The following is a 21,749-nucleotide window of genomic DNA, read 5'->3' on the forward strand; positions in this document are numbered from 1 at the left end:
CTTAATTTATTTCAATACATCTATTTTTTAAATTGCTGCGTGTGAATCAAAATCTGTTCTAGCCATTGTTCTTCCCATGAAAACGATCAACGATGCCTTGTCGAAGAATCGAATCCATTTGGGTGGCCTCCGCCAATTTTGTAGCCGCCTGATCTTTTACAAAACCCACACCCTGTGCTTTGACCATGTCAACCGACTGGCTCGGATTCATGGCGAGTTGTGCCAAGCTTTTCATTTGGTCTGGAGAAATATTAAGGTTCAGTTGCTTTGAAACAGCACTTAAAGCGGTATTACTGACTTGATCCTTGATTTGCCCAACCGTCTGCTCAACCAAACCATTTAAGGTATTTTTACCTATATTTTTAAGACTATTTTTATCCATCGAAACTAAACTGCTGGTCAGCTGTTGCTTCATGTTCTGTCCCAATGCACTGCTTAATGAGGCGGCAACTTTTTCTACTGGCTCTGCCCAAGTATAATCACGTTTAAAGTCACTACTTGATGCCCATGCACTGGTCTCATCTTTTTCAAAAATGACCTTGGCTGCGCCTGGTGCAATGCCTGTCACTTGAGCAAAACCATTTCCATCCAGTTTGCCAGTCAGTTGCTTACCCAGAGAATCAATCACTTTATAGCTGTTCTGCTTAAAGAAATTATCTCCCCCATAACTTCTTAATAACTGTAGTGCGCCTTTCAGTGATTTTGCTTGTGGTAACTGGGGTGCATTGCTACTTGCACTCGCGCCTGAGGCCAGTAAATGCTGCCCAGCCTTCACCTCAAACTTGCCACTGGTCACAGGGAAAATTCCTGAGCCATTCAGCTTAATCTGGGAACTACCCGCAGTAATCACGATTTCTTTCGGGCTGGTAATTTCAATACGATCTTCGGTTGAAATAATCTGAATACCTTGTTTGGCCAGTAAGTCCATGCCATCCGACTGCGCCTGAACCTCAAACTTACCTTTCGCAGCCACCTGCTTAATTCCATTCTGCGCAGCGAATACACTGATTCTGTTTTGTGCATGCGTAATCAGATTTTTCTGCGTGCTTAAGTTGATACTATCGCCTGCAAACTGGTTGATCTGCCCGTCCGCAGAGAGATGAATATCTTCATTGCTACTTAAACCAATACCCGCAGGTGAGTTCAGCAATAATAATGATTTTTTAAACTGGGCGATCTTCTCTTGAATCTGCTCAGCGAATTCTTTGAGTTGATCCAGCGATTCTATTTCATCAGTCTGCTGATTCTTGGCTACTTCGCTGAGTGCTTTGGCATTGTTTTGATTGTCCTCAAGCTGCTCCTTGGCAACTTGCGCATCAAGATGCTGGCCTTGGGCTTGATCCTGTTTATGCGTGGAAAGGAGTAAACCTTCACCTGCACGCACGGCACCCCATTGGTCGGTGCGCAGTTCAAAACCTTCACCGCGGTCTTCACTTTCTGCTTTATCTTTGGGATGACTCAGTTTACCCAGATTGAGTTGACTGGTGGCATGGCTGCTTTGTAGTTGTGCGCTGATCTGTCCAGTGGTGTCATCAAAGCGCAATTGGTTAAAACCTTCACCTTGATACTCTTTAGACTTAATTCCTGCCAGTTTTTTGGTATCTGGCAGCTTGCCTACACTGTCGAATTTGGTCGGGTTACGATGGCCTTCATGAATTCTTCCCACCACAAACGGACGATCAATATTGCCATCAAAGAAGTCAATCACCACGATTTCATCAACACGCGGTAAGAAGCGTGCACCGTAGCCTTCACCAGCCCAAGGGGTCAGTACATCAACCCAAGCTGAATCGGTGTCATTGTCATTGGCACCTGCACCACCATCGTGGCTATGGTCGTCATTACGAGTGAATAGAAAACGGACTTTAATCCGTCCCCATTCATCCACATGAATTTCTTCGCCGCTTGGCCCAACCACTTTGGCACGTTGTGGTGATGCAGTTGGACGGTGTTGTAAGGGATTGTATTCGGGTACGGTTTTAATGCTGCGGCGTTGCAGTGTCAGTTGATTGGCTTGGCGTTCGTCACTCTCTTTTATTTGCCAGTTGCTTTGCGCTAATAGCTGATGAATCTGTTGCTGCAAGTCTTTGGGTAAATTATTTTGGTTATAGAACTTTTTGCCTGTGATCAGGAATTCTTTATCACTGCCATCATGCTGATCAATTTCAGGGTGTTCGGCCAATTCAAACCAGTAACCGACATGGGTATCTCGCACGGTAGTACGGGCGGTAAATTGTTTGGATTGTAAGTCGTAATATTGACCGAGATTCTGATTCAGCTTTTCAATCTGTGCATTGCCCGATGGGGTTGCACCATCTTCTCCATTGAGGTCTTGCATCCACGCAGGTGAAAAATGCCATGCCTGTTCCAGACCTAAACTAGCATTGTCGTATTGAGCACTGTGTTTATGTGTGCTTTGTACACTGCCTGCGCCATCTTCCTGTTCCAGTGCATCGGCTTGCCAGCGTTGTACATGGACACTGCTCGGTTGCAATGAACGTTGCCCGACCAAACTGGTCATGCTGTCGTATTGTTCGGTGGCACTGCTACGGTGGTAACGAATCTGTCGACGTTCTAAGGCTTGATATTGGCTATTGTCATCAATCAGGCGTAGTTTTTGCGGCTGAATCGCGGCACTACTTTGTGTAACGATTCGTTCAGCTTCATCAATTAGCCAGCTAATCCCTTCGCTACGCATCAAAGATGTTAAAAACTCTTCATCTGATTGATTATATTGCATAATAAAGGGGCGGATATCATAGTCTTGACTGAGTCCGCTTAAATCAAGCGTCAAACTGGAGGCGAATAAAGGGCTTTTTTGCTGCCACTCTTTGAAGACGATTTCCACTACATCTCGCACGCTCTTGTTCATAAACACGCGGCTGTTACGGCGTTGTTTCCACAGTGCAGTTGGATCTTCTAAAGTCAGCTTATATACGGTCAGGCTACCGTCTGATTGTCCTTGTAAGGCTTGAGTAATAATCCCTGTGACACGGGTCAATTGACCTTGATCCGTAACGATGTCAATTGCGGCTTGGCTACCAATAAATTGTTTAAGAGGAATGGTCGTATTGGTCGACAGGCAAATCAGTTCTGCCTTAAATCCATCATTCAGTTGATGCTGACCATCAATACGTTGTAGGAAGACTTGAGTATTTAAGTTTTGATTAGAAAATTGAATATGGATTGCACGTTTTTGTGCTGTAAGGCCCAAATTGTCCAAGGCCTGAAATATATTACTCAACATTATTTTATAAAATATTAACTAAAATTTACGCTATTTTATAAACAGCATACAAATCTGTCTATATTTTTAATGTTACGTTCTTGCAACAAAGCCTGCAATAAACTGCCGATTTTAGTCTAAGCGCTTAAAATAATGATTAATAATTTTTTTACAGGATTAAATCAGAATACATATAAACCAATATGTTTTATCAAATAAGGCCAATTCTCCCTATTTGATAAAACAGCAATCATTAGACCTTACACTGTAGCCTTAAAATAATCTTCTTTCGGCATATCAATCACTTCAACACACAACTGAATCGGATAGCTGAGCTCAGACTGGATATAGCTTTTTTGCTGCAGTCGCTGCAACAATGTCGCACCAACTGCTTGCTTCTGCGCCTGTGTTCTGCCACTCAACAAATACAGTTTTAAATGAATATAGGCCTCTTCTGCTTCATTCAAACCAATTAAAAATATCTCGTCTTTAAATGCACGAGATTTAATATCATGTGCGACAAATAAATCCGTTTCAATTAATGCGATATTCGCATCTTTTAATAATTGATGCGGATTTAACTCTGTTAAATTAGCTGAATAGTTTGCAATTAAATGCGGCATTTTTATGATTCCTATTCTACAAATAATAAAGCTAAGCGGACTTGGTCATAAGCCATTCGCGGACTAGTGGCTTCAACAATGGGACGTAATTTAATTGAACCATCATCGGTAAAATGTTCAGGGTTTTTACGTTTATGCAAACGTTTATAAATCTTACGCACTTCTTCAATGACTTCTTCGCCTGGACTGGCGACTGAAATATCCAAGCCCTGCTCTTTATGCAAACGTGCCAGATGATTGATGATCGTTGCAGGGGTTAAACCACGCTCATGCGCAATATCTTCAATCTCATAACCTTCTTCAAATAAAGTACGGGTTTCATCCAAGGTCGCAGCGGCATAATTCTGTTTCGCACCTTTGGCGATTTTCTTTTCATTACGGGCAATTTCAGTGGCATTCAATGTGCCACCACAATGCCGAATAAAGGCATTATGCTGTGTGGTTAAATCAACATTTTCAAAGTTGGCTTCCGCTTCAGTGGATAACTCCTGAAAACGGCGGTCTGCTTTGATTGCGAGACTATCTAGTTCAAGTGCCTGCTCGTTAAAGCCAAGCAGCTTCAGCCCTGTCAGTGATTTTAAACGAGATAAAGCCACATAGCCCTGCCCTTTTTCAAAGGTATGGGTGAGATTGATTTCTGCAGCTTCCAAAGTCATCCCTTGGCTTTTATGAATAGTGATTGCCCATGCCAAACGCAACGGAATCTGTTGAAAGCTGGCAATCGCCTTACCCGCTTCATTTTCAATCGACCATGTTTCTGGTTCAACCAAAAAGGTTGTACCATCGGTCAGTTTTACTTTTGGTAGAATGCCCTGCTTATCATCTTCTTCAAAACCAATCACTTCACCCAGACTGCCGTTGATATAACCCATCTCAAAGTTGTTTTTAACAAACATCACCTTGGCATTTTTCTTCAGGGTGAGTTCTTCAGGCGCACGCACTGATGATTTTAAGGTTTCCATCAACTTTTCATTACCATCGACCACGGCATTAAATTGATGGCTCTCATTGTCGATTTCATTGAGGTGCTGATAATTAATATTATCGACATCCATATTGTGTGTATATAAACGGGTAAAGGTCTCACCAATATCATGCTGGCGGGATTGTTGTAAGGCGGTGATGTGATTGCTTTGAATATTCTGAGCACGAATCGCATTTAAAATCTGATTGAGGATTTCATCATCCTGACGATGCTGTTCAGTCAAATAACAGACACGGAATTTGGCTTCGACCCAAGCATCCGACATAAAACAGAATTTATCGCGATTGCTTTCATCCTTTTTACCGACAGGGGGTAACTGAAAGAAGTCACCTGCTACAATCACTTGAATCCCGCCAAAAGCTTCGTCACTTTCTTTAAAGTATTTCAATACCTGATTGACCAGATTCAGTTGCTTGGCGTGCAACATGGAAATTTCATCAATAATCAGCACTTGGGCATTCTCTAAATGCTCTTTTAAATATTTACGCTCTTTCATTCGCTTGAGGTCATCATCACTCAAACGATCTTTAATCCCGATTCCTGCCCAAGTATGGATGGTCATACCATTCATATGCGTTGCTGCAATTCCTGTAGACGCAGTAATTGCCACAGGTACTTTGCGTGCTTTTAAATAATGAATATATTGATTAAGCGTATAGGTTTTTCCTGCACCTGCTGAGCCCGTTAAAAAAACATTTTCGCCAGCTTTAAGTAACTTGAGTGCAGTCTCTTGTTTCATAATTTCTTCAGTCAAAATCAACAGTGCATAGCTTAACGATTTTTTGCCCAAAATAAAAATGCAATGCGAAATCTAGCTGAATTTCCTCATCCCCCCTAACATTGTTGAACGCTTGGTATCGCATAATTACATTGACATACAGATGATTTCATTTAATGTGGGTGTTAATGAATTCAGACTTGATCTATAAAAATGACTACTTCAAATCTTTATGCATATCAAACAGATATACTCGGTGAAGATTATCAGCAACTGACTTTAAATTTCGCTGATGATTATGATGGAAAAGTTGTTGCGACCTTGGTTCGTAAGAAGGCCGCTGAATCGACCAAAAAAGCAGTTTTATATATCCATGGTTTCGCAGACTATTTTTTTCAAAAAGAAATGGCTGAACAATTTAATCAGCATGGTTACGATTTTTACGCACTTGACCTGAGAAAATATGGTCGCTCTCGCCTCCCTCACCAAAAATTTTACTATGTGCTTGATTTACGTGAATACGATGCCGAGATCAGCAAAGCACTGGAAATTATTGGTCAAGAAAATCACAATCAAGTTGTATTGGCAGGCCATTCAACAGGCGGTTTAATTGCCACCTTATATGCCGCACATTATCCAGATCATCGCTTAATCAAAGCAGTCTGGAACAACAGCCCATTCTATGATTTCTATAAAAGTGTCCTTGAGAAAAAAGTGGGCATTCCGCTCTTAAGTGAAGTGGGTAAACGCTTACCGAATGCAAAATTTCCAAGTGGCTTAAATGCATGGTACACACCAAGCTTGCATAAAGATTTTTACGGCGAATGGGATTTCAATTTAGATTGGAAACCAAAAACCATGCCTTTTGTACACCTCTGTTTTGTCACGGCAATTCACGAAGCACAAAAAGAAATCCATCAAGGTGTGACCTTAAATGTACCGACCTTGATCATGCATTCACATCAATCCAAATTTCCTAAAAAATGGGGTATTGATGCACAACAAAGCGATGTGATTCTGGATGTCAATGATATGACCCAGAATGCCAAGAAAATGAAAGGTGATGTGCAAACACTTGCCATTCAAAATGGTCTGCATGATTTGGTTTTATCTGCACCGCCTGTTCGTGCACAGGTCTATAAAGATCTATTTGCTTGGTTGGCTGAAAAAATCTACTAATACCGACGACCATTTTAAATATCTTGATGCTCAGTGGTCTTGATACTTGCTGAGCATATTTTTAGCAGGGTGCGAAGCTGGCAATAATTCCAGTAGACGTTCAGCAGCATCAACCGCTTCAGGACAATAAGCCAAATGTTTTAATAAGGCGTCACTGCCCTGTGTCTGGAAAATCGCATGACTCAAACGTGATTCCAAACAATCCCGCCAAGCAGATAAAAATGGACTTTCGGTTTTCGCTAAGAAAATACCGGTATAGCCTTGTAGAGCGGTACTGATATAACCCGCATCCAATGCCTGTTCCAGTTGCAGGAAATCTGCCTCGATCGGAATATTCAGGCGATAAGGTCTTGAACCAAGCGCCTCACCTAAACGATCTCTTAAATGAGACATCTCTGCTTTTAATGTCCCAAGACTGACTTTGCGTTCCCCATACAACGCCTGATGTAAATTCTCTAAATTCAGACCTTGTGGGCATAGCGCTAAAATCACCAGAATTTCGATTTGTCTCGGGCTTAAACTTAAGCTTTTGCCATTGATCAACACCTGTGCCGTATTAAAAGTGCGTAAATAAAGGTGTTGTTGCTGTAATTGTTGCACCGCCATTTGAATAATTGCGGCACAGCGTTCGACGGCCAATAGACCTAAACTATTGTGATTTTCCCAAGTAGTAGATAAATCCACTACGCCTAAAACTTGCTTGGAATAAGGATCAAGCACAGGCGCAGCATAGCAAACCCAATCATGTACCGACGCCATATAGTGTTCATTAGAAAATACACAGCTTGATTTACGGGTCTTGAGCGAAAGTGCCAGCGCATTGGTACCAACCAATTCTTCCTGCCACTGTCCCCCTGCAACAAAGTGGACGCGTTCAGCAGCATTGCGCATTTGGGTACAGGATGCTGTCCAGATAATGGTACTACCGACATCGCCAACCGCAAGTACCATCGCTGACTGTTCTGCAACATGCTTTAGATCTTCTTGGCAAGCCTGCAATGCCAAGGCCAATGAACCTGTTTGGACCGAAGCTTGATTGAGCAAAGGTGCAGCTAAACGTTCTTTAGGAATATCAGCGAGCGTGGAACGCTCCCATGAACTGGCAATACTCTGTTCCATTTTTTCAGCATGCTGTGGATTGAGAGCACTTTGTGATCTGAGTTGCTCACCCAATGCCCGTTGCTGCTGTAATTCCCTTTTTGTATGCATTTGTAATTTCCCTATTCCCTTATATGCAATTCCAACCTTTTTCCAACCTTCAACGCGATAACGTCATTCTCAATAACGTACCCAGTACTTTATTTAAAAATATCACAACACATAAAGGAGTATGTATATGCGCTATGTTGATCCGAATCAATCTGGTTCAAAAATCCATTTTAAAGACCAGTATGAAAACTTTATTGGTGGAGAGTGGGTTGCCCCTGTTAAAGGAGTCTACTTCGACAATATTTCTCCTGTCGATGGCAAAAGTTTTACGCGTATCCCACGCTCGAGTGCAGAAGATATTGAATTGGCACTAGATGCCGCCCATAAAGCCAAGAAAGAGTGGAATAAATCCTCTCCAACCACACGATCTAATTTATTACTTAAAATTGCTGACCGTATGGAAGCCAATTTAGAAATGTTGGCGGTTGCTGAAACTTGGGATAATGGTAAACCTGTCCGTGAAACGCTGGCGGCTGATATCCCTTTGGCCATTGATCATTTCCGTTATTTTGCAGGCTGTATTCGCGCACAGGAAGGTGGTATCTCCGAAATAGATGAAGACACCATTGCCTATCATTTTCATGAACCACTCGGCGTGGTTGGACAAATCATCCCTTGGAACTTCCCCATTCTCATGGCGGCATGGAAACTGGCACCAGCATTGGCTGCGGGCAACTGCGTAGTGATCAAACCTGCGGAGCAAACCCCTGTTGGAATTTTATTGGTGGCTGAGCTGATACAGGATCTATTACCTGCTGGCGTACTCAATATCGTCAATGGTTATGGTGCCGAAGTTGGTCGCCCACTAGCAACCAGTCCACGTATTGCCAAAATTGCGTTTACTGGCTCAACCCAAGTTGGGCAATTGATTATGCAATATGCCACTGAAAACATTATTCCAGTGACTTTGGAGCTAGGCGGAAAATCACCGAATGTATTCTTTGCCGATGTGATGGATCATGATGATGATTTTCTTGATAAAACCCTTGAAGGTTTCGCCATGTTTGCGCTGAATCAGGGTGAGGTCTGTACTTGCCCATCGCGTGCCTTAATTCAGGAAAGTATTGCCGATCAATTTATGGAAAAAGCCATCGAACGGGTCAAGCGCATCAAACTTGGGCATCCACTCGATACTGACACGATGGTCGGTGCGCAAGCTTCACTGGAACAACAAGAAAAAATCCTGCGTTGTATTGATGCAGGCCGACAAGAAGGTGCGGAAGTACTCTTAGGTGGGCACGGTCGCCAAGAAGTCGGCAATGGATACTACATCGAACCGACCATCTTTAAAGGCCATAACCAGATGCAAGTGTTTCAAGAAGAGATCTTTGGTCCTGTACTGTCTGTGACCACATTTAAGGACTTTGATGAAGCCATTCAGATTGCCAATGACACCATGTACGGTTTAGGTGCTGGAGTTTGGTCACGTTCAACTCATACCGCCTATCGTGCAGGCCGCGCCATTGAAGCGGGTCGAATTTGGACCAATTGTTATCACATCTACCCTGCTCATGCTGCATTTGGAGGCTATAAAAAGTCAGGTGTAGGCCGTGAAAACCACAAAATGATGCTCGATCATTATCAACAAACCAAAAACTTGTTGGTGAGTTATTCAACCAAAGCCATGGGCTTTTTCTAGACGATCCAAATCGGTTTACTGATCTGTATAAGCCTTATCTTTAAAGGTTTATACAGGTTTAAACCACCAGATATTGGTTTATAAAAACCTCTATTTTTCACTCAAACTGAATCACCAAAGCAAATAAAAATTCAATTTCTGCACAGGGTGTGCAACATCGGCATTGCTTTTGCATCTTGCTGATAAGACCCATACACGGAGCTTTGTATGAACAATCAAGATCCTATTTCTGCACTTTCAGCATCGACAACCTCTTCCGAAGATTATTTTGCCCAAAGACAACTCAAACAAGGTGCCGTGGGCTGGTTATTACTGATCGGTTTAGGGGTTGCCTATGTCATTTCAGGTGATTTCGCTGGCTGGAATTTTGGTATTGCTCAAGGGGGTTGGGGTGGCATGTTTGTTGCCACCGCAGTCGTTGCCGTGATGTATCTCTGCCTATGCCTTGCCATGTCCGAAATGGCGACCATGCTGCCAACAGCGGGTGGCGGTTATAGTTTTGCGCGTATCGCATTTGGCCCACTCGGTGGTTATTTAACAGGTACCGCGATTCTGATTGAATACGCGATTGCGCCCGCAGCCATTGCAGTCTTTATTGGTGCCTATTGTGAATCGTTATTTGGCATTGGTGGCTGGCAAGTTTATTTAGCCTGTTATTTCATTTTTATGGGTATTCATCTGAAAGGTGCTGGCGAAGCCCTTAAAATTATGTTTGCCATCACCTTGGTTGCGGCGATTGCACTGGCCGTTTTTATTTTTGCCATGTTGCCTCATTTTAATTCGCAGAATCTGTTTGATATTCCAGCGGGGCAACAATTTGGCGCAAGCAGCTTTTTACCCTATGGCTATTTAGGCATTTGGGCAGCGGTTCCTTATGCGATTTGGTTTTTCTTGGCCGTTGAAGGTGTGCCCTTAGCTGCAGAAGAAGCCAAAGACCCAGCCAAATCACTGCCACGCGGACTGATTGGTGCGATGTTGATTTTAACCGCTTTTGCCCTATTGATTTTATTTTTGGGCGCAGGTGCAGCCGGTGCCAGTACCCTACAACATTCCAGTGCGCCATTGGTCGATGCCCTCATCAAAGTCTATGGTCAAGGCACTTGGTTAGCTAAATTTGTCAATTTTGTCGGCCTTGCTGGACTCATCGCCAGTTTCTTTTCGATTATCTATGCCTATTCACGCCAAATTTTCGCCCTATCTCGTGCCGGCTATTTACCCACATCGCTATCATTGACCAATAAAAATCATGCCCCTTATTTAGCCATTATTATTCCTGGCATCATTGGATTCTTCTTGTCCTTAACTAAAGAAGGCGATTTACTGATTTTAATTGCAGTCTTCGGTGCGACCATTTCTTATGTATTGATGATGCTCTCGCATATTAAACTACGTTTATCTCGGCCCTTGATGCATCGTCCCTATAAAACACCTGGTGGTATCGTCACCTCGAGCATTGCCTTAATTTTAGCTGCCATCGCAGTTGTCGCAGGTTTTCTGGTCAATCCTAAAGTGTGGTGTATTGCAGCAGGCATTTATATGGTCTTTATTGCCTATTTTATATTTTATAGTCGTCATCAACTCATACAGGGGACGCCAGAAGAAGAGTTTGCCCAGATCACGGCAGATGAAAAACAATAATCAGGAAGATTAAGGAGAAGCGCATGCGTTACCGTCAAATCGTGGCCCAACAACACTATCAGTTTGCCGATCTTAAAACATTAATGGCAAAAGCCACTCCATTGCGTTCAGGTGATCAACTGGCAGGGCTTGCTGCACAGGATGCAACTGAACGTGTTGCTGCACAAATTACGCTTGCAGATGTGCCTTTAAAAAACTTTTTAAATGAAACATTAGTCGATTACGAGACCGATGAAATTACCCGTCTGATTATTGATGAACATCGCGCTGATCTGTTTGCGCCGATTGCGCATTTTACGGTTGGCGATTTCCGTAACTGGTTACTCAGTGAAGATGCAACCACAGAGAAGCTACAACAACTTGCAGCGGGTTTAACCCCAGAAATGGTTGCAGCTGTGAGTAAAATCATGCGCAATCAAGATCTCATCTATGTCGCAAGTAAATGTGAGGTCATCACTCAATTCCGCAATACCATCGGCTTAAAAGGACATTTATCCACGCGTTTACAACCCAATCATCCCACCGATGATGTACTGGGTATTTCCGCCAGTATTTTAGATGGTTTAATGTATGGCAATGGTGATGCCGTGATCGGGATTAATCCAGCAACAGATAATCTTCATAATTTATCTGAGCTGTTAAAACTGATTGACCATGTCATTCAAGAATATCAAATCCCAACCCAGTCTTGTGTTCTGACCCATATCAGTTCTGGCATACAACTGGCAGAAAAGAATGTTCCAATTGATCTGGTGTTTCAATCTATTGCAGGTACACAAAAAGCCAATGAAGGTTTTGGTATTTCACTTCAAATGTTGCAGGAAGGCTATGAGGCAGCACTGGCGTTAAACCGTGGTACGCTTGGCAACAACGTAATGTACTTTGAAACCGGACAAGGTAGTGCTCTGTCCAGTAATGCACATCATGGCGTTGATCAGCAAACCATCGAAGCGCGTGCCTATGCCGTAGCACGCAAATACAATCCCTTATTGGTCAATACCGTGGTCGGCTTTATTGGCCCTGAATATCTCTATGATGGAAAACAAATTATCCGCGCGGGTCTGGAAGATCATTTCTGCGGCAAGCTGCTCGGTCTGCCGATGGGTTGTGATATCTGCTATACCAATCATGCAGATGCCGATCAGAATGATATGGATGTACTTCTCACCTTATTCGGTACAGCAGGCATTAATTTTATTATGGGCATTCCCGGTTCAGATGATGTGATGCTGAATTATCAAACCACCTCTTTTCATGATGCACTATACCTCAGACAACTGCTTGGATTACAACCAGCCCCTGAGTTTTCATTCTGGTTGGAACAACAAGGCATTTTAAAACAGCAGCAACAGCATATTCATTGGGCAGAACAAATGCCTGCTCAATTCTCCAAGTTATTGATGCATTGAGGAGAATCAAATGAAACTTTCTAAAGACATTCAATTTCCTGCACAGGCGCATCAAGACCAGTGGGAAACACTGAAACAGTTTACCGATGCCCGTATTGCCATTGGACGCGCAGGTTGCAGTATCCCAACCCGCGCTTTGCTTGATTTCCAACTCAGTCATGCCCAAGCCAAAGATGCGGTTTTCCAATTACTGAATGTCACGCATCTGCAAGAACAGCTACAAAAACTGGGTCTAAACCCAATCCATGTACAAAGTCAGGCTGAACATAAAGAGCTGTACTTGAAGCGACCTGATTTAGGACGTTTACTTTCAACCGATTCGACGCAACAGCTTCAGCAGATACGAAAAGCGTCTCAGGGTTATGATATCTGTATTGTGATTGGTGATGGTTTATCTGCGCGTGCCATTGAAGAAAATGCACTTCCTTTTATTCAGGCACTCATTCAGCCTTTTTCCGAACAATGCTGGTCTTTAGCCCCTGTGGTGATTGCCACAGGCAGCCGTGTTGCTTTGGGCGACGAAATTGCTGAAATTTTTCAGGCGCGTATGTTGATTATGCTGATCGGTGAACGTCCTGGTCTCAGCTCACCTGACAGTATGGGCCTCTACTACACATGGGGAGCACACAGCGGTTGCCTAGATTCACAACGCAACTGTATTTCCAATATTCGTCCTGCTGGATTAAGTATTCCGATTGCCACACAACGTTTATTGGCCTTAATGCATAACTCCAAACGACTGGGGTTTTCTGGTGTCGATTTGAAGGATGAACATGTGGTGCCAATCGTTGCAGAACATCATCAACGCAGATTACTTTTTTAACTGAGTACTTGGACAGTCCTATGTTTCCAGTGCTGTCCAATATGCATAAGGTCAACACATCGATCTTAAAAATGATTTAAGATACAACATAATTTTTATTCATTGGTACTCGGTCATGACCCTCGCCACCCATCTAAAAACCGTTTACGCCATTCAACATCTTGCTTTTGAAGACCTAGGTTCATTAGAAGATATTTTTTATCAGTTGGGTTTTCGCGTCCGTTATTTCGAAGCGGGTGTTGATGACCTGAGTCCTGCACTTAATTATGATGGCTTAACAGTGATTCTCGGCGGTCCAATCGGCGTCTATGAAACCGAAGACTACCCGTTTTTAGTGGATGAAATTGCAGGGTTAAAACAACGCTTAAAAGCCAATAAACCCACCATCGGAATTTGTTTGGGTGCACAGCTGATTGCACATGCACTCGGGGCAAAAGTCTATGCTGGACACCAAAAAGAAATTGGTTGGAGCAAATTAGACATTAAAGTGCTTGAGACGAATCCCTTAGCCGCATTAGAAAATGTCGAAGTGCTGCACTGGCATGGCGACACTTTTGATTTACCTGAAAATAGTACCTTATTGGCAAGTTCGGCAATCTATCCCAACCAAGCTTTTTCTGTCGGTAATAATATCTTGGCCTTGCAGTTCCATCTTGAAATCGCTGAAGAAAATTTTGAAAAATGGCTCATTGGACATACTTGTGAAATACGTCATGCGGGTTTATCCATTCCTCAATTGCGTCAAGATAATCAGGCTTATGCAGCACAATTGGAGCAACAGTGCCGACTTGCAATTCAAACGTTCTTAGACCATCTGAATGTTTAAAAGCTTCCTATTTAGAACTGTAAAAAAAGCCCAACATTAAATCGCTGGGCTTTTTTCAGTCTAAATCCAATTCTCCAAACCCTCAGTGAGGAGAATTTAACTCCCACTTACTTTTTGTCAGCTTTAAAGCTATCTTTCAGATCCAGAATACGGTTAAACACAGGCTTTTCAGCTTGATGATCATATTGATCCGCAACAAAATAACCTTCACGTTCAAACTGGAAACGATCTTCAGGTTTTGCTTCTGCCAAAGCTGGCTCAATCACTGCTTGAACCACTTGCAATGATTCTGGGTTTAAATGTGCAAGGAAATCATCATCTGCATCTGGTGCTGCTTCGTTAAACAAACGATCATAAATACGTACTTCCGCAGGTACACCTTTGGTCGCAGAGACCCAATGAACAACCCCTTTCACCTTACGCCCTTCAGGGTTTTTACCTAAAGTTTCAGGGTCAATTGAACATTTAAGTTCGATCACTTCACCATTGGCATCTTTAATCACTTCATCACACTTGATCACATAGGCATGACGTAAGCGCACTTCACCATCAGGAATCAGACGCTTAAAGCCTTTCGGTGGTACTTCTTCAAAGTCTTTACGATCAATATAAAGTTCACGCGTTAACGGAATAATGCGTTCGCCCATATCCACGTTTGGATGACGTGCATGCGTGAGATCCAATTCTTCAGGTAAATTGGTCAATGTCACTTTCAATGGATTGAGTACTGCCATGCCACGTGCTGCGGTATTTTCCAATGACTGACGAATACAGAACTCAAGCATTGCCACATCAACAATACCATCCGTTTTCGATACACCAACACGCTTACAGAAATCGCGTAAACCTTCTGCGGTAAAACCACGGCGACGCATCCCAACGACTGTTGGCATACGTGGATCGTCCCAACCCTGTACATAATTGCCTTCAACCAATTTACGCAATTTACGTTTAGAGGTAATCGTATAATCAATGTTTAAACGTGATGATTCATACTGACGCGGAACGGCTTGCGAGTGAACTTTCTCCACAATCCAGTCATAGAATGGACGATGATCTTGGAATTCTAAAGTACAGAGTGAATGGGTAATACCTTCAATCGCATCAGACAATGGATGAGCGTAGTCATACATTGGGTACATTTTCCACTTATCACCCGTTTGGTGATGCTCTGAATGCAGGACGCGATAAAGAATCGGATCACGCATATGTACGTTCGGGCTGGCCATATCAATTTTGGCACGAAGTACAGCTCCACCCTCTTGGATTTCACCATTACGCATTTGTTCAAAACGCGCAAGATTTTCTGCAACAGTCGCATCACGATAAGGTGAGTTTTTACCCGGCTCAACGAAATTACCGCGATTCAGCTTGATTTCTTCTGGAGTTTGCAAATCCACATAGGCATCACCTTGTTCGATTAACTGAACGGCCCATGTATAGAGTTGATCAAAATAACCAGAGGCATAGCGCGGCTCGCCATTCCAGTTAAAGCCTAACCATTTCACATCATTGGCAATACCATCAACGTATTCTTGTTCTTCGGCATCTGGGTTGGTATCGTCAAAACGTAAATTACATAAACCTTCAAATTCTTCGGCAATACCAAAATTCAAACAAATTGCTTTGACATGACCAATATGTAGGTAACCATTTGGCTCAGGCGGGAAACGTGTTACAACTTTTTGGGTACGACCTTCTTTTAAATCATCGGTAATGACTTGACGTACAAAGTCTAAGCCTGCCTGTTGTTCTTGCTGCACGGCATCGACAGAGGCATGGGCATTCGGCGTCGGGGTCTTTGGCAGTTCAGAAACAACATCATTTGGCTTCATAGGGTGTAAATCACTTCTTACAGTTAAAAATGGGAAATAAAAACGCAATCTTTGCTATTTATGAAAGATTTTAACGTTTTTTACTTGCCTTGTAGTTTACAGTTTGCTTATGCTTCTCTCAACCAAAAACCCATGGTCAATTTGCCCATGTTTAGGAGATTAATGTAATGAGTTTTCCTCAAGTCGAATTAAACACCAACAAAGGTCGTATTGTTCTTGAGCTTAACGCTGAAAAAGCACCAAAAACGGTTGCAAATTTCTTAGAATATGTACGTGACGGTTTCTATGACGGCGTAATTTTCCACCGCGTGATTGATGGTTTTATGATCCAAGGCGGTGGCATGGATGAAAACTTCAAAGAAAAAGCAACACGTGATTCAATCGAAAACGAAGCTGACAACGGCTTAAGCAACGATGAAGGTACAATTGCAATGGCGCGTACTCAAGCTCCGCACTCTGCATCTGCTCAATTCTTTATCAATGTTAAAAACAACTCTTTCTTAAACCACACTGGTAAAACAGCACAAGGCTGGGGTTATGCAGTATTTGGTAAAGTTGTTGAAGGCATGGACATTGTAGAAGCGATTAAAGGCGTACGTACGGGTAACCGTGGTTATCACGCAGACGTTCCTTTAGAGAACGTTGTAATTGAATCTGCTAAAATTATCTCTGAATAAATCTCCCCTAACCCCTCTTTTAAAAGAGGGGAAACTCCTCCCTTTGTAAAGGGAGGCTGGGAGGGATTATAAAATAGGATAAAAGTGTGACCTACCTGTTTATTTCAGATCTACATTTGTCACCTGATCACCCTCGACTCGTTCGAGGGTTTTTAGCTTTATTGAAACAATACCAGCATAAAAACACACAACTCTATATTTTGGGTGATTGGTTTAATGCTTGGATTGGTGATGATTACACTGCCTCATGGTTAGATGAAATTGTCAGTGCTTTGCAAAAATTCACCGCAGCGAACAATCAAGTTTATTTCCAAGTTGGGAACCGAGATTTTGCCTTAGGTCAAAAATTCTTAAAACAATTCGATGGCATTTTACTGCCTGACGTTTATACCTTAAATATTCAGCGACATACGTTCCGACTGGAACATGGCGATGCGCTCTGTACCGATGATGTTGCCTACCAACGTTTTCGCAAAGTGATTCGTAATCCCGTATTATTGGGGCTAATAAAACGCACCCCATTGAGCTTTAGACAAAAACTTGCCAATGGTTTCCGTAAAAAAAGTAGCGAAACCAAACAGCTGAAAAGCTATGACATCATGGATGTTAATGCTCAAGCAGTAGAATCCGTGATTGAACACGTCGATTATTTAATTCACGGTCATACCCATCGTCCAGAGATTCACCATGTCCTGAATAAACAGCGTATTGTTTTAGGCGATTGGCGAGCTGATTCAGCTTGGATCTTAGAACTCAGCCCACAAGAAAATTATCAATTAGATTTTAAACAGTGGCATTATTAACACACAAGGAATATAAGTAAAATCAATAAATTAATATAAATTTCTTTAAATAAAACTTACTCCCCATATCACATAGCTGCAATTTTTAGTTTCATTTTATTTTAGCGTAACCTAACAATGCTCATCTATATTGAATTTACACAACACAATTCAGGATGAATTTTCGATGCTAAAAAGAATGTCTTTTCTCACTTTGTTAATTATTTCGACTAAAGAATATTGAATCTAAACGAGAGCAGCTAAAAAATCACTCCCAGAACTACAATTAGTCTATGACGATGAGAAAACAGGACATGCAAAAGTCAATGTTAAATCGGATAAAGGCTGTGCAAAACAAATAGCAGAAGATCTTTTAGCTGTTCCCTGTTGAGATTAGTGTAGTGCCATCTGGTGGAAGAGTAGCTACCAGAGGTAGGATCTCCTCTACAGCGATCTATACAAGTCTCGATTATTTAAAAGGTACTGCCATTGTTACACAATAAATTACCCCAACTATTCATAATAGGGCTTTCTTGTTTTGTATTTAGTGGCTGTACCACTAAATCGAAATCTGCAAGCACTCCTATACCTCAGGTAGAAAATATTTCACAGAATGAAATCAACTTAATGACATACCAGAAAATGGGCAAAGGGTCCCGACTCACTTTTATTTTGGGTGTACTTCAGAAGGATATAAATAAGTGTATCTATATTTCGACTGGACAGAGAGATATTCCTATTATTTTTCCAAATAGTTTTAAAGTAAAAAATAATATTATTTCAGATGGAAATATTGAACTTAAAATTGGCCAAAAAATCATGGCAACAGGACATGCAACTTCAGTAGATAATGCGATCTCTACTTTAAACATTCCTTATTATGATTGTTTAAATAAAAAAGATATCGTTTGGATCTATGGACAATAAATTTACAAATATAGGGTAAATAACAATGGCAGGACATGATATCAAAATCATGTTCCTGCCAAGTTATTTAAGATAAGTAGCTTTGTTTCATAAAAATTTAAGGCTGTACTAGATTTGCATTATGCTAATCTAGTACAGCCTTAAATTTTAAAATCGAGTAAATGACGGATGGATACTTTAGCTACGGCAAAAACACGTTACGCCACAAAAGCTTATGATGCAGAGAAAAAAATTCCTCAGGCGCAGTTTGAGAAATTATTAGAAATTTTACGTTTCAGCCCTTCTTCAGTCAATATTCAGCCTTGGCACTTCTTGGTTGCTGAATCTGATCAAGCAAAGCAGCGTATCGCATCGGCATTGACTGGAAATTATGTGTATAACGCGGCCAAAGTTCTCAATTCTTCACATACCTTAGTATTTTGCACGCGTACCGATATTTCTGCTGAATACTTAGAACAATTATTACAGCAAGATGATGCCAGTGGTCGCTTTAAAGATGAAACTGCCAAACAAGGACAACGTGCTACCCGTTCTGGTTATGTTGAATTCTATCGTAATGAACTGAAAAATCTTCCGGCATGGATGGAAAACCAAACCTATCTTGCACTCGGACAACTGTTGTTTGCAGCAGGTCTAGAAGGAATCGACGCAACACCTATGGAAGGGTTTGATAGAGAGCTCATAAATAAAGAATTTGGTTTGGCTGAAAAAGGCTTAAAAGCCTCTGTAATTGTTGCACTCGGTTATCGCAGTGACAGTGATTTCAATGCCAAACTGCCGAAATCACGACTACCAGATGAAGTGGTTTTTACTCGCCTATAACAGCACTTATTGAATGAACGCCCTAATAATAACTAGTTAAACCTTATTGTTAGGGCTTAGCATTACGCATTCGTATTGATTTGAGATTGGCTTAAAACAGTCTGGTCTAATTCTTCAAAGAAGACCTTCAGATCATCGGCCTGAATAAAATCTGCTTTAAATAGCATCGAGGTTTGGACGTCATCAATCCCACAATAGGCAAAAATACCCTCCACGATTTGTTTGTGAATCGCTTGCGTATAACCGTGCCGATCATACCCAGATTGCGTCCCTGTTGCAGTCCCAATCAGTTTAACTGGAATATTTTTTAGAGTACCCAATAGATTGCCCTGTTCATCGTATTTATAGGCCCAGTCCTGACTAAATACACGTTCAAACCAACCTTTTAAGAAAGCTGGAACCGACCACCAATACACAGGAAAAATAAAATAGACAACATCCGCGCGATCAAATCGTGCTTGTTCGAATTGGACCTCTGCATCCAAAGCTTGACGACCACGATAAGCTTCAATATCAGAAAGCGTCATCAAAGCTTGAAAACCTTCCTTATATAAATCGGCAATTTCTACTGAAACTCCCTTATCAGTTAAATCATGAGAAATATACTGTGCAATCTGATGAGAAAGTGATTGTGTATCTGGATGCGTTATGACAATCAAAGCATGCTGGAGTTTATTTGAATTAGACATAGATCCATTCCGAATAGATGATTTACATAAGTTACCAATAGTAACTTATGCTGTCAACTCGGTTTTTAATGTCTGTATTTAGGTCGCTGAATAATCTTGTAAAATAACTAAAAGTGAATTTTCCATCACCTGCTGTGCAGTCAGTGCATCAATTTGATTTTTACTTGCTGCTGTCGATACCGTTTCAATCAAGCCCATGATCGCGATCACGATCGCCTCACCCTCTTTTCCATCCAATTGAATAAATGGATGGATGCTTTGTTTAAAAATTTCTGTGAATTTTTGCTGACATTGCTGAAAATAGTTTTGCAAGATATCACTACCAGACAAAGCCGCAATCACCAATCCAACCTCTGGACCCGTTGAGATAAAACAACTTAAATAAGCGTCACAAAAAATATGAATGGTTTGCTGTAAGGTTTTTGCTTCGGCAGCTAAAGACCGATTAAGCTCAGCAGTCTGTTTATCATCAAACTCCTGATAAATCGAAATCAACAACCCTTCGCGGTCAATAAAATGTCGATATGCAATTGGCTTAGTAATACCAGCTTGCTCTGCTAAATATCCCAGAGTTAGGGCTTCTACACCTTGAGTTCGAATAATTGAACGGGCCACCTGCAACAATTGTTGTCTGCGCTCTTCTTTACTCAGTCTCTTACCAGTCATAATTTTACTTCCATCAAATTTAACCAAATCGCTTTACATCATTGCTTTGGCTAAACACAGGACTGCAACCACACCACAGATCAATCCAATCCAGGTATAGGCTTTTAAGCGTTCTTTAAATAATACTATGCCACTAAGAACACCAAGTACCACGACAAGAATATTCATACCCGCAAAAACAATGGCTGGCGTTTCTTTGAAAATCATATGCGCTTTGACATACAAGGCGATATTGGCAAAATTCAGTACACCTAAAACTAAACCCATAAAAATATTTTTAGGCTGCCAGTTCGGCTGGGTAATCGCAATATAAACAATAGATAAAATAAAGGCGGCAATAAACGTTAAATTCAACGTGACAGCAAACTGTAAACCTAGACTACTGCTATATTTTAGTAATACATCAATCGCAGCATAACCCGCCCAGACACTAAACAAAAACAAGGCTGATTTTAAATTTATGCCTTTACTTGTCTGCTCCGTGGCCTGTCCAATAATAATCGCTAAAATTGCGATGATCCCCAGCACCACACCAATTAATTTTAATTGGCTAAACTGCTCGCCAAAAATAAAATAGGCTGCCAATAACGACAGTATGACCGCCAAACGTTGGGCAATTTCAGTTTTTAAAATACCGGCAAATTGTAAAGATTTGGCTAGACATAAAAATATACTTGGCAATAATACTGCGAGCACAAAAATCAGCCACCACGGCGTATGATTGAATGAAATATGGGTAATATCTGTTTTAAACCAATAAAAACATAAAAGACTTGCGCTTAAATAATTCCACGCAATCATTTGAAAAACATCAAAGCCCTTTGCTTTTAAGTATTTCAGTAAAATCGAGACCAGTACACTACAACACGCCGCAGCAATAATCATTTCCATAGTATTTATTCTTGCTTTTTAAAGACAAAAAAATGCCAGTCGATTACAAGACTGGCATTTTCTTAAAGATCATCAATCAATTAACGATTGTTTTCGTCTTCTTGACCATCTTCAAATTTAGTTTCGCCATCGAAGCCACCTTGATGACCAAAGCCACCTTGACCACCGAAGCCACCTTGACCACC

Annotated in this window: 18 protein-coding genes and 1 pseudogene; 10 read left to right on the top strand and 9 right to left on the bottom strand. The window is 41.5% G+C overall.

Annotation, left to right across the window (positions count from 1 at the left end; all coding sequences use genetic code 11):
* Window positions 1-58: 58 nt before the first annotated feature.
* The 3 genes from F993_RS09860 to F993_RS09850 all read right to left on the bottom strand — a co-directional run bounded on the left by F993_RS09860 (window position 59) and on the right by F993_RS09850 (window position 5,573).
* The gene (locus F993_RS09860; protein ID WP_004654328.1) at window positions 59-3,247 is read right to left on the bottom strand and encodes a type VI secretion system Vgr family protein; all 3,189 of its coding nucleotides are present in this window, start codon (window positions 3,245-3,247) and stop codon (window positions 59-61) included.
* A 239-nt stretch (window positions 3,248-3,486) separates the two neighbouring features.
* Complete coding sequence (locus F993_RS09855; RefSeq protein WP_004654330.1) at window positions 3,487-3,849, bottom strand: 5-carboxymethyl-2-hydroxymuconate Delta-isomerase; 363 nt, start codon at window positions 3,847-3,849, stop codon at window positions 3,487-3,489.
* An 11-nt stretch (window positions 3,850-3,860) separates the two neighbouring features.
* Window positions 3,861-5,573: an AAA family ATPase gene (locus F993_RS09850; RefSeq protein WP_004654332.1), complete on the bottom strand. Its 1,713-nt coding sequence runs from the start codon at window positions 5,571-5,573 to the stop codon at window positions 3,861-3,863.
* Window positions 5,574-5,765: 192 nt separating this feature from the next.
* Between F993_RS09850 and F993_RS09845 the strand changes: the two genes are divergently transcribed.
* Window positions 5,766-6,731 (top strand): alpha/beta hydrolase, encoded by a 966-nt coding sequence (locus F993_RS09845; protein WP_004654335.1) that lies wholly within the window; start codon window positions 5,766-5,768, stop codon window positions 6,729-6,731.
* 30 nt (window positions 6,732-6,761) lie between these two features.
* Here the strand turns inward: F993_RS09845 and F993_RS09840 are convergent, their stop codons facing one another.
* Window positions 6,762-7,940: a hypothetical protein gene (locus tag F993_RS09840; protein WP_004654337.1), complete on the bottom strand. Its 1,179-nt coding sequence runs from the start codon at window positions 7,938-7,940 to the stop codon at window positions 6,762-6,764.
* A 127-nt stretch (window positions 7,941-8,067) separates the two neighbouring features.
* Between F993_RS09840 and exaC the strand changes: the two genes are divergently transcribed.
* The 5 genes from exaC (at window position 8,068) to F993_RS09815 (ending at window position 14,275) form a co-directional block, all read left to right on the top strand.
* Window positions 8,068-9,579 carry an acetaldehyde dehydrogenase ExaC gene (exaC, locus tag F993_RS09835; protein ID WP_004654339.1) on the top strand — a complete coding sequence of 504 codons (1,512 nt, stop codon included), beginning with the start codon at window positions 8,068-8,070 and terminating at the stop codon, window positions 9,577-9,579.
* Between the two features lie 207 nt (window positions 9,580-9,786).
* Window positions 9,787-11,217 (top strand): ethanolamine permease, encoded by a 1,431-nt coding sequence (gene eat, locus F993_RS09830; RefSeq protein ID WP_004654340.1) that lies wholly within the window; start codon window positions 9,787-9,789, stop codon window positions 11,215-11,217.
* Window positions 11,218-11,240: 23 nt separating this feature from the next.
* Window positions 11,241-12,626 carry an ethanolamine ammonia-lyase subunit EutB gene (locus F993_RS09825; RefSeq protein ID WP_004654342.1) on the top strand — a complete coding sequence of 462 codons (1,386 nt, stop codon included), beginning with the start codon at window positions 11,241-11,243 and terminating at the stop codon, window positions 12,624-12,626.
* A gap of 10 nt (window positions 12,627-12,636) precedes the next feature.
* Window positions 12,637-13,449, top strand: coding sequence for an ethanolamine ammonia-lyase subunit EutC (gene eutC / locus F993_RS09820; protein ID WP_004654344.1), 813 nt, complete (start codon window positions 12,637-12,639; stop codon window positions 13,447-13,449).
* Between the two features lie 115 nt (window positions 13,450-13,564).
* Window positions 13,565-14,275 carry a glutamine amidotransferase gene (locus F993_RS09815; RefSeq protein ID WP_004654345.1) on the top strand — a complete coding sequence of 237 codons (711 nt, stop codon included), beginning with the start codon at window positions 13,565-13,567 and terminating at the stop codon, window positions 14,273-14,275.
* 107 nt (window positions 14,276-14,382) lie between these two features.
* Here F993_RS09815 and F993_RS09810 read toward each other — a convergent pair whose 3' ends face one another.
* Entirely contained in the window at window positions 14,383-16,110 is a 1,728-nt protein-coding gene (locus F993_RS09810; protein ID WP_004654347.1) for a glutamine--tRNA ligase/YqeY domain fusion protein, read from the bottom strand.
* A 167-nt stretch (window positions 16,111-16,277) separates the two neighbouring features.
* On the opposite strand from F993_RS09810, the gene F993_RS09805 reads away from it, so the two are divergent.
* The 4 genes from F993_RS09805 to nfsB all read left to right on the top strand — a co-directional run bounded on the left by F993_RS09805 (window position 16,278) and on the right by nfsB (window position 19,318).
* Entirely contained in the window at window positions 16,278-16,787 is a 510-nt protein-coding gene (locus tag F993_RS09805) for a peptidylprolyl isomerase (RefSeq protein ID WP_004654349.1), read from the top strand.
* 86 nt (window positions 16,788-16,873) lie between these two features.
* Window positions 16,874-17,590, top strand: coding sequence for a UDP-2,3-diacylglucosamine diphosphatase (locus F993_RS09800; RefSeq protein ID WP_004654351.1), 717 nt, complete (start codon window positions 16,874-16,876; stop codon window positions 17,588-17,590).
* A 468-nt stretch (window positions 17,591-18,058) separates the two neighbouring features.
* Complete coding sequence (locus F993_RS09795) at window positions 18,059-18,496, top strand: hypothetical protein (RefSeq protein ID WP_228254115.1); 438 nt, start codon at window positions 18,059-18,061, stop codon at window positions 18,494-18,496.
* A gap of 168 nt (window positions 18,497-18,664) precedes the next feature.
* Entirely contained in the window at window positions 18,665-19,318 is a 654-nt protein-coding gene (nfsB, locus tag F993_RS09790; protein WP_004654356.1) for an oxygen-insensitive NAD(P)H nitroreductase, read from the top strand.
* Window positions 19,319-19,380: 62 nt separating this feature from the next.
* Here the strand turns inward: nfsB and F993_RS09785 are convergent, their stop codons facing one another.
* The 4 genes and pseudogenes from F993_RS09785 to F993_RS20740 form a co-directional block, all read right to left on the bottom strand.
* On the bottom strand, window positions 19,381-20,007 hold the full coding sequence (locus F993_RS09785; protein ID WP_004654358.1) for an NAD(P)H-dependent oxidoreductase: 627 nt from the start codon (window positions 20,005-20,007) through the stop codon (window positions 19,381-19,383).
* Window positions 20,008-20,085: 78 nt separating this feature from the next.
* Window positions 20,086-20,673 (bottom strand): TetR/AcrR family transcriptional regulator, encoded by a 588-nt coding sequence (locus F993_RS09780; RefSeq protein WP_004654360.1) that lies wholly within the window; start codon window positions 20,671-20,673, stop codon window positions 20,086-20,088.
* Window positions 20,674-20,706: 33 nt separating this feature from the next.
* The gene (locus tag F993_RS09775; RefSeq protein WP_004654363.1) at window positions 20,707-21,564 is read right to left on the bottom strand and encodes a DMT family transporter; all 858 of its coding nucleotides are present in this window, start codon (window positions 21,562-21,564) and stop codon (window positions 20,707-20,709) included.
* Between the two features lie 80 nt (window positions 21,565-21,644).
* Window positions 21,645-21,749: pseudogene (locus F993_RS20740) on the bottom strand (RNA chaperone Hfq); the annotation flags it as partial.

The organism is Acinetobacter proteolyticus, from assembly GCF_000367945.1.
Classification (GTDB): Bacteria; Pseudomonadota; Gammaproteobacteria; order Pseudomonadales; family Moraxellaceae; genus Acinetobacter; species Acinetobacter proteolyticus.

What these genes read in the sequence shown, in the direction of transcription:
- F993_RS09845 (WP_004654335.1), top strand. Translation starts at nt 5,766, where the DNA reads ATGACTACTTCAAATCTTTATGCATATCAAACAGATATACTCGGTGAA.
- F993_RS09860 (WP_004654328.1), bottom strand. Translation starts at nt 3,247, where the DNA reads ATGTTGAGTAATATATTTCAGGCCTTGGACAATTTGGGCCTTACAGCA.
- F993_RS09775 (WP_004654363.1), bottom strand. Translation starts at nt 21,564, where the DNA reads ATGGAAATGATTATTGCTGCGGCGTGTTGTAGTGTACTGGTCTCGATT.
- F993_RS09840 (WP_004654337.1), bottom strand. Translation starts at nt 7,940, where the DNA reads ATGCATACAAAAAGGGAATTACAGCAGCAACGGGCATTGGGTGAGCAA.
- F993_RS09805 (WP_004654349.1), top strand. Translation starts at nt 16,278, where the DNA reads ATGAGTTTTCCTCAAGTCGAATTAAACACCAACAAAGGTCGTATTGTT.
- eat (WP_004654340.1), top strand. Translation starts at nt 9,787, where the DNA reads ATGAACAATCAAGATCCTATTTCTGCACTTTCAGCATCGACAACCTCT.
- F993_RS09850 (WP_004654332.1), bottom strand. Translation starts at nt 5,573, where the DNA reads ATGAAACAAGAGACTGCACTCAAGTTACTTAAAGCTGGCGAAAATGTT.
- exaC (WP_004654339.1), top strand. Translation starts at nt 8,068, where the DNA reads ATGCGCTATGTTGATCCGAATCAATCTGGTTCAAAAATCCATTTTAAA.
- F993_RS09825 (WP_004654342.1), top strand. Translation starts at nt 11,241, where the DNA reads ATGCGTTACCGTCAAATCGTGGCCCAACAACACTATCAGTTTGCCGAT.
- F993_RS09855 (WP_004654330.1), bottom strand. Translation starts at nt 3,849, where the DNA reads ATGCCGCATTTAATTGCAAACTATTCAGCTAATTTAACAGAGTTAAAT.
- F993_RS09815 (WP_004654345.1), top strand. Translation starts at nt 13,565, where the DNA reads ATGACCCTCGCCACCCATCTAAAAACCGTTTACGCCATTCAACATCTT.
- nfsB (WP_004654356.1), top strand. Translation starts at nt 18,665, where the DNA reads ATGGATACTTTAGCTACGGCAAAAACACGTTACGCCACAAAAGCTTAT.
- eutC (WP_004654344.1), top strand. Translation starts at nt 12,637, where the DNA reads ATGAAACTTTCTAAAGACATTCAATTTCCTGCACAGGCGCATCAAGAC.
- F993_RS09785 (WP_004654358.1), bottom strand. Translation starts at nt 20,007, where the DNA reads ATGTCTAATTCAAATAAACTCCAGCATGCTTTGATTGTCATAACGCAT.
- F993_RS09810 (WP_004654347.1), bottom strand. Translation starts at nt 16,110, where the DNA reads ATGAAGCCAAATGATGTTGTTTCTGAACTGCCAAAGACCCCGACGCCG.
- F993_RS09780 (WP_004654360.1), bottom strand. Translation starts at nt 20,673, where the DNA reads ATGACTGGTAAGAGACTGAGTAAAGAAGAGCGCAGACAACAATTGTTG.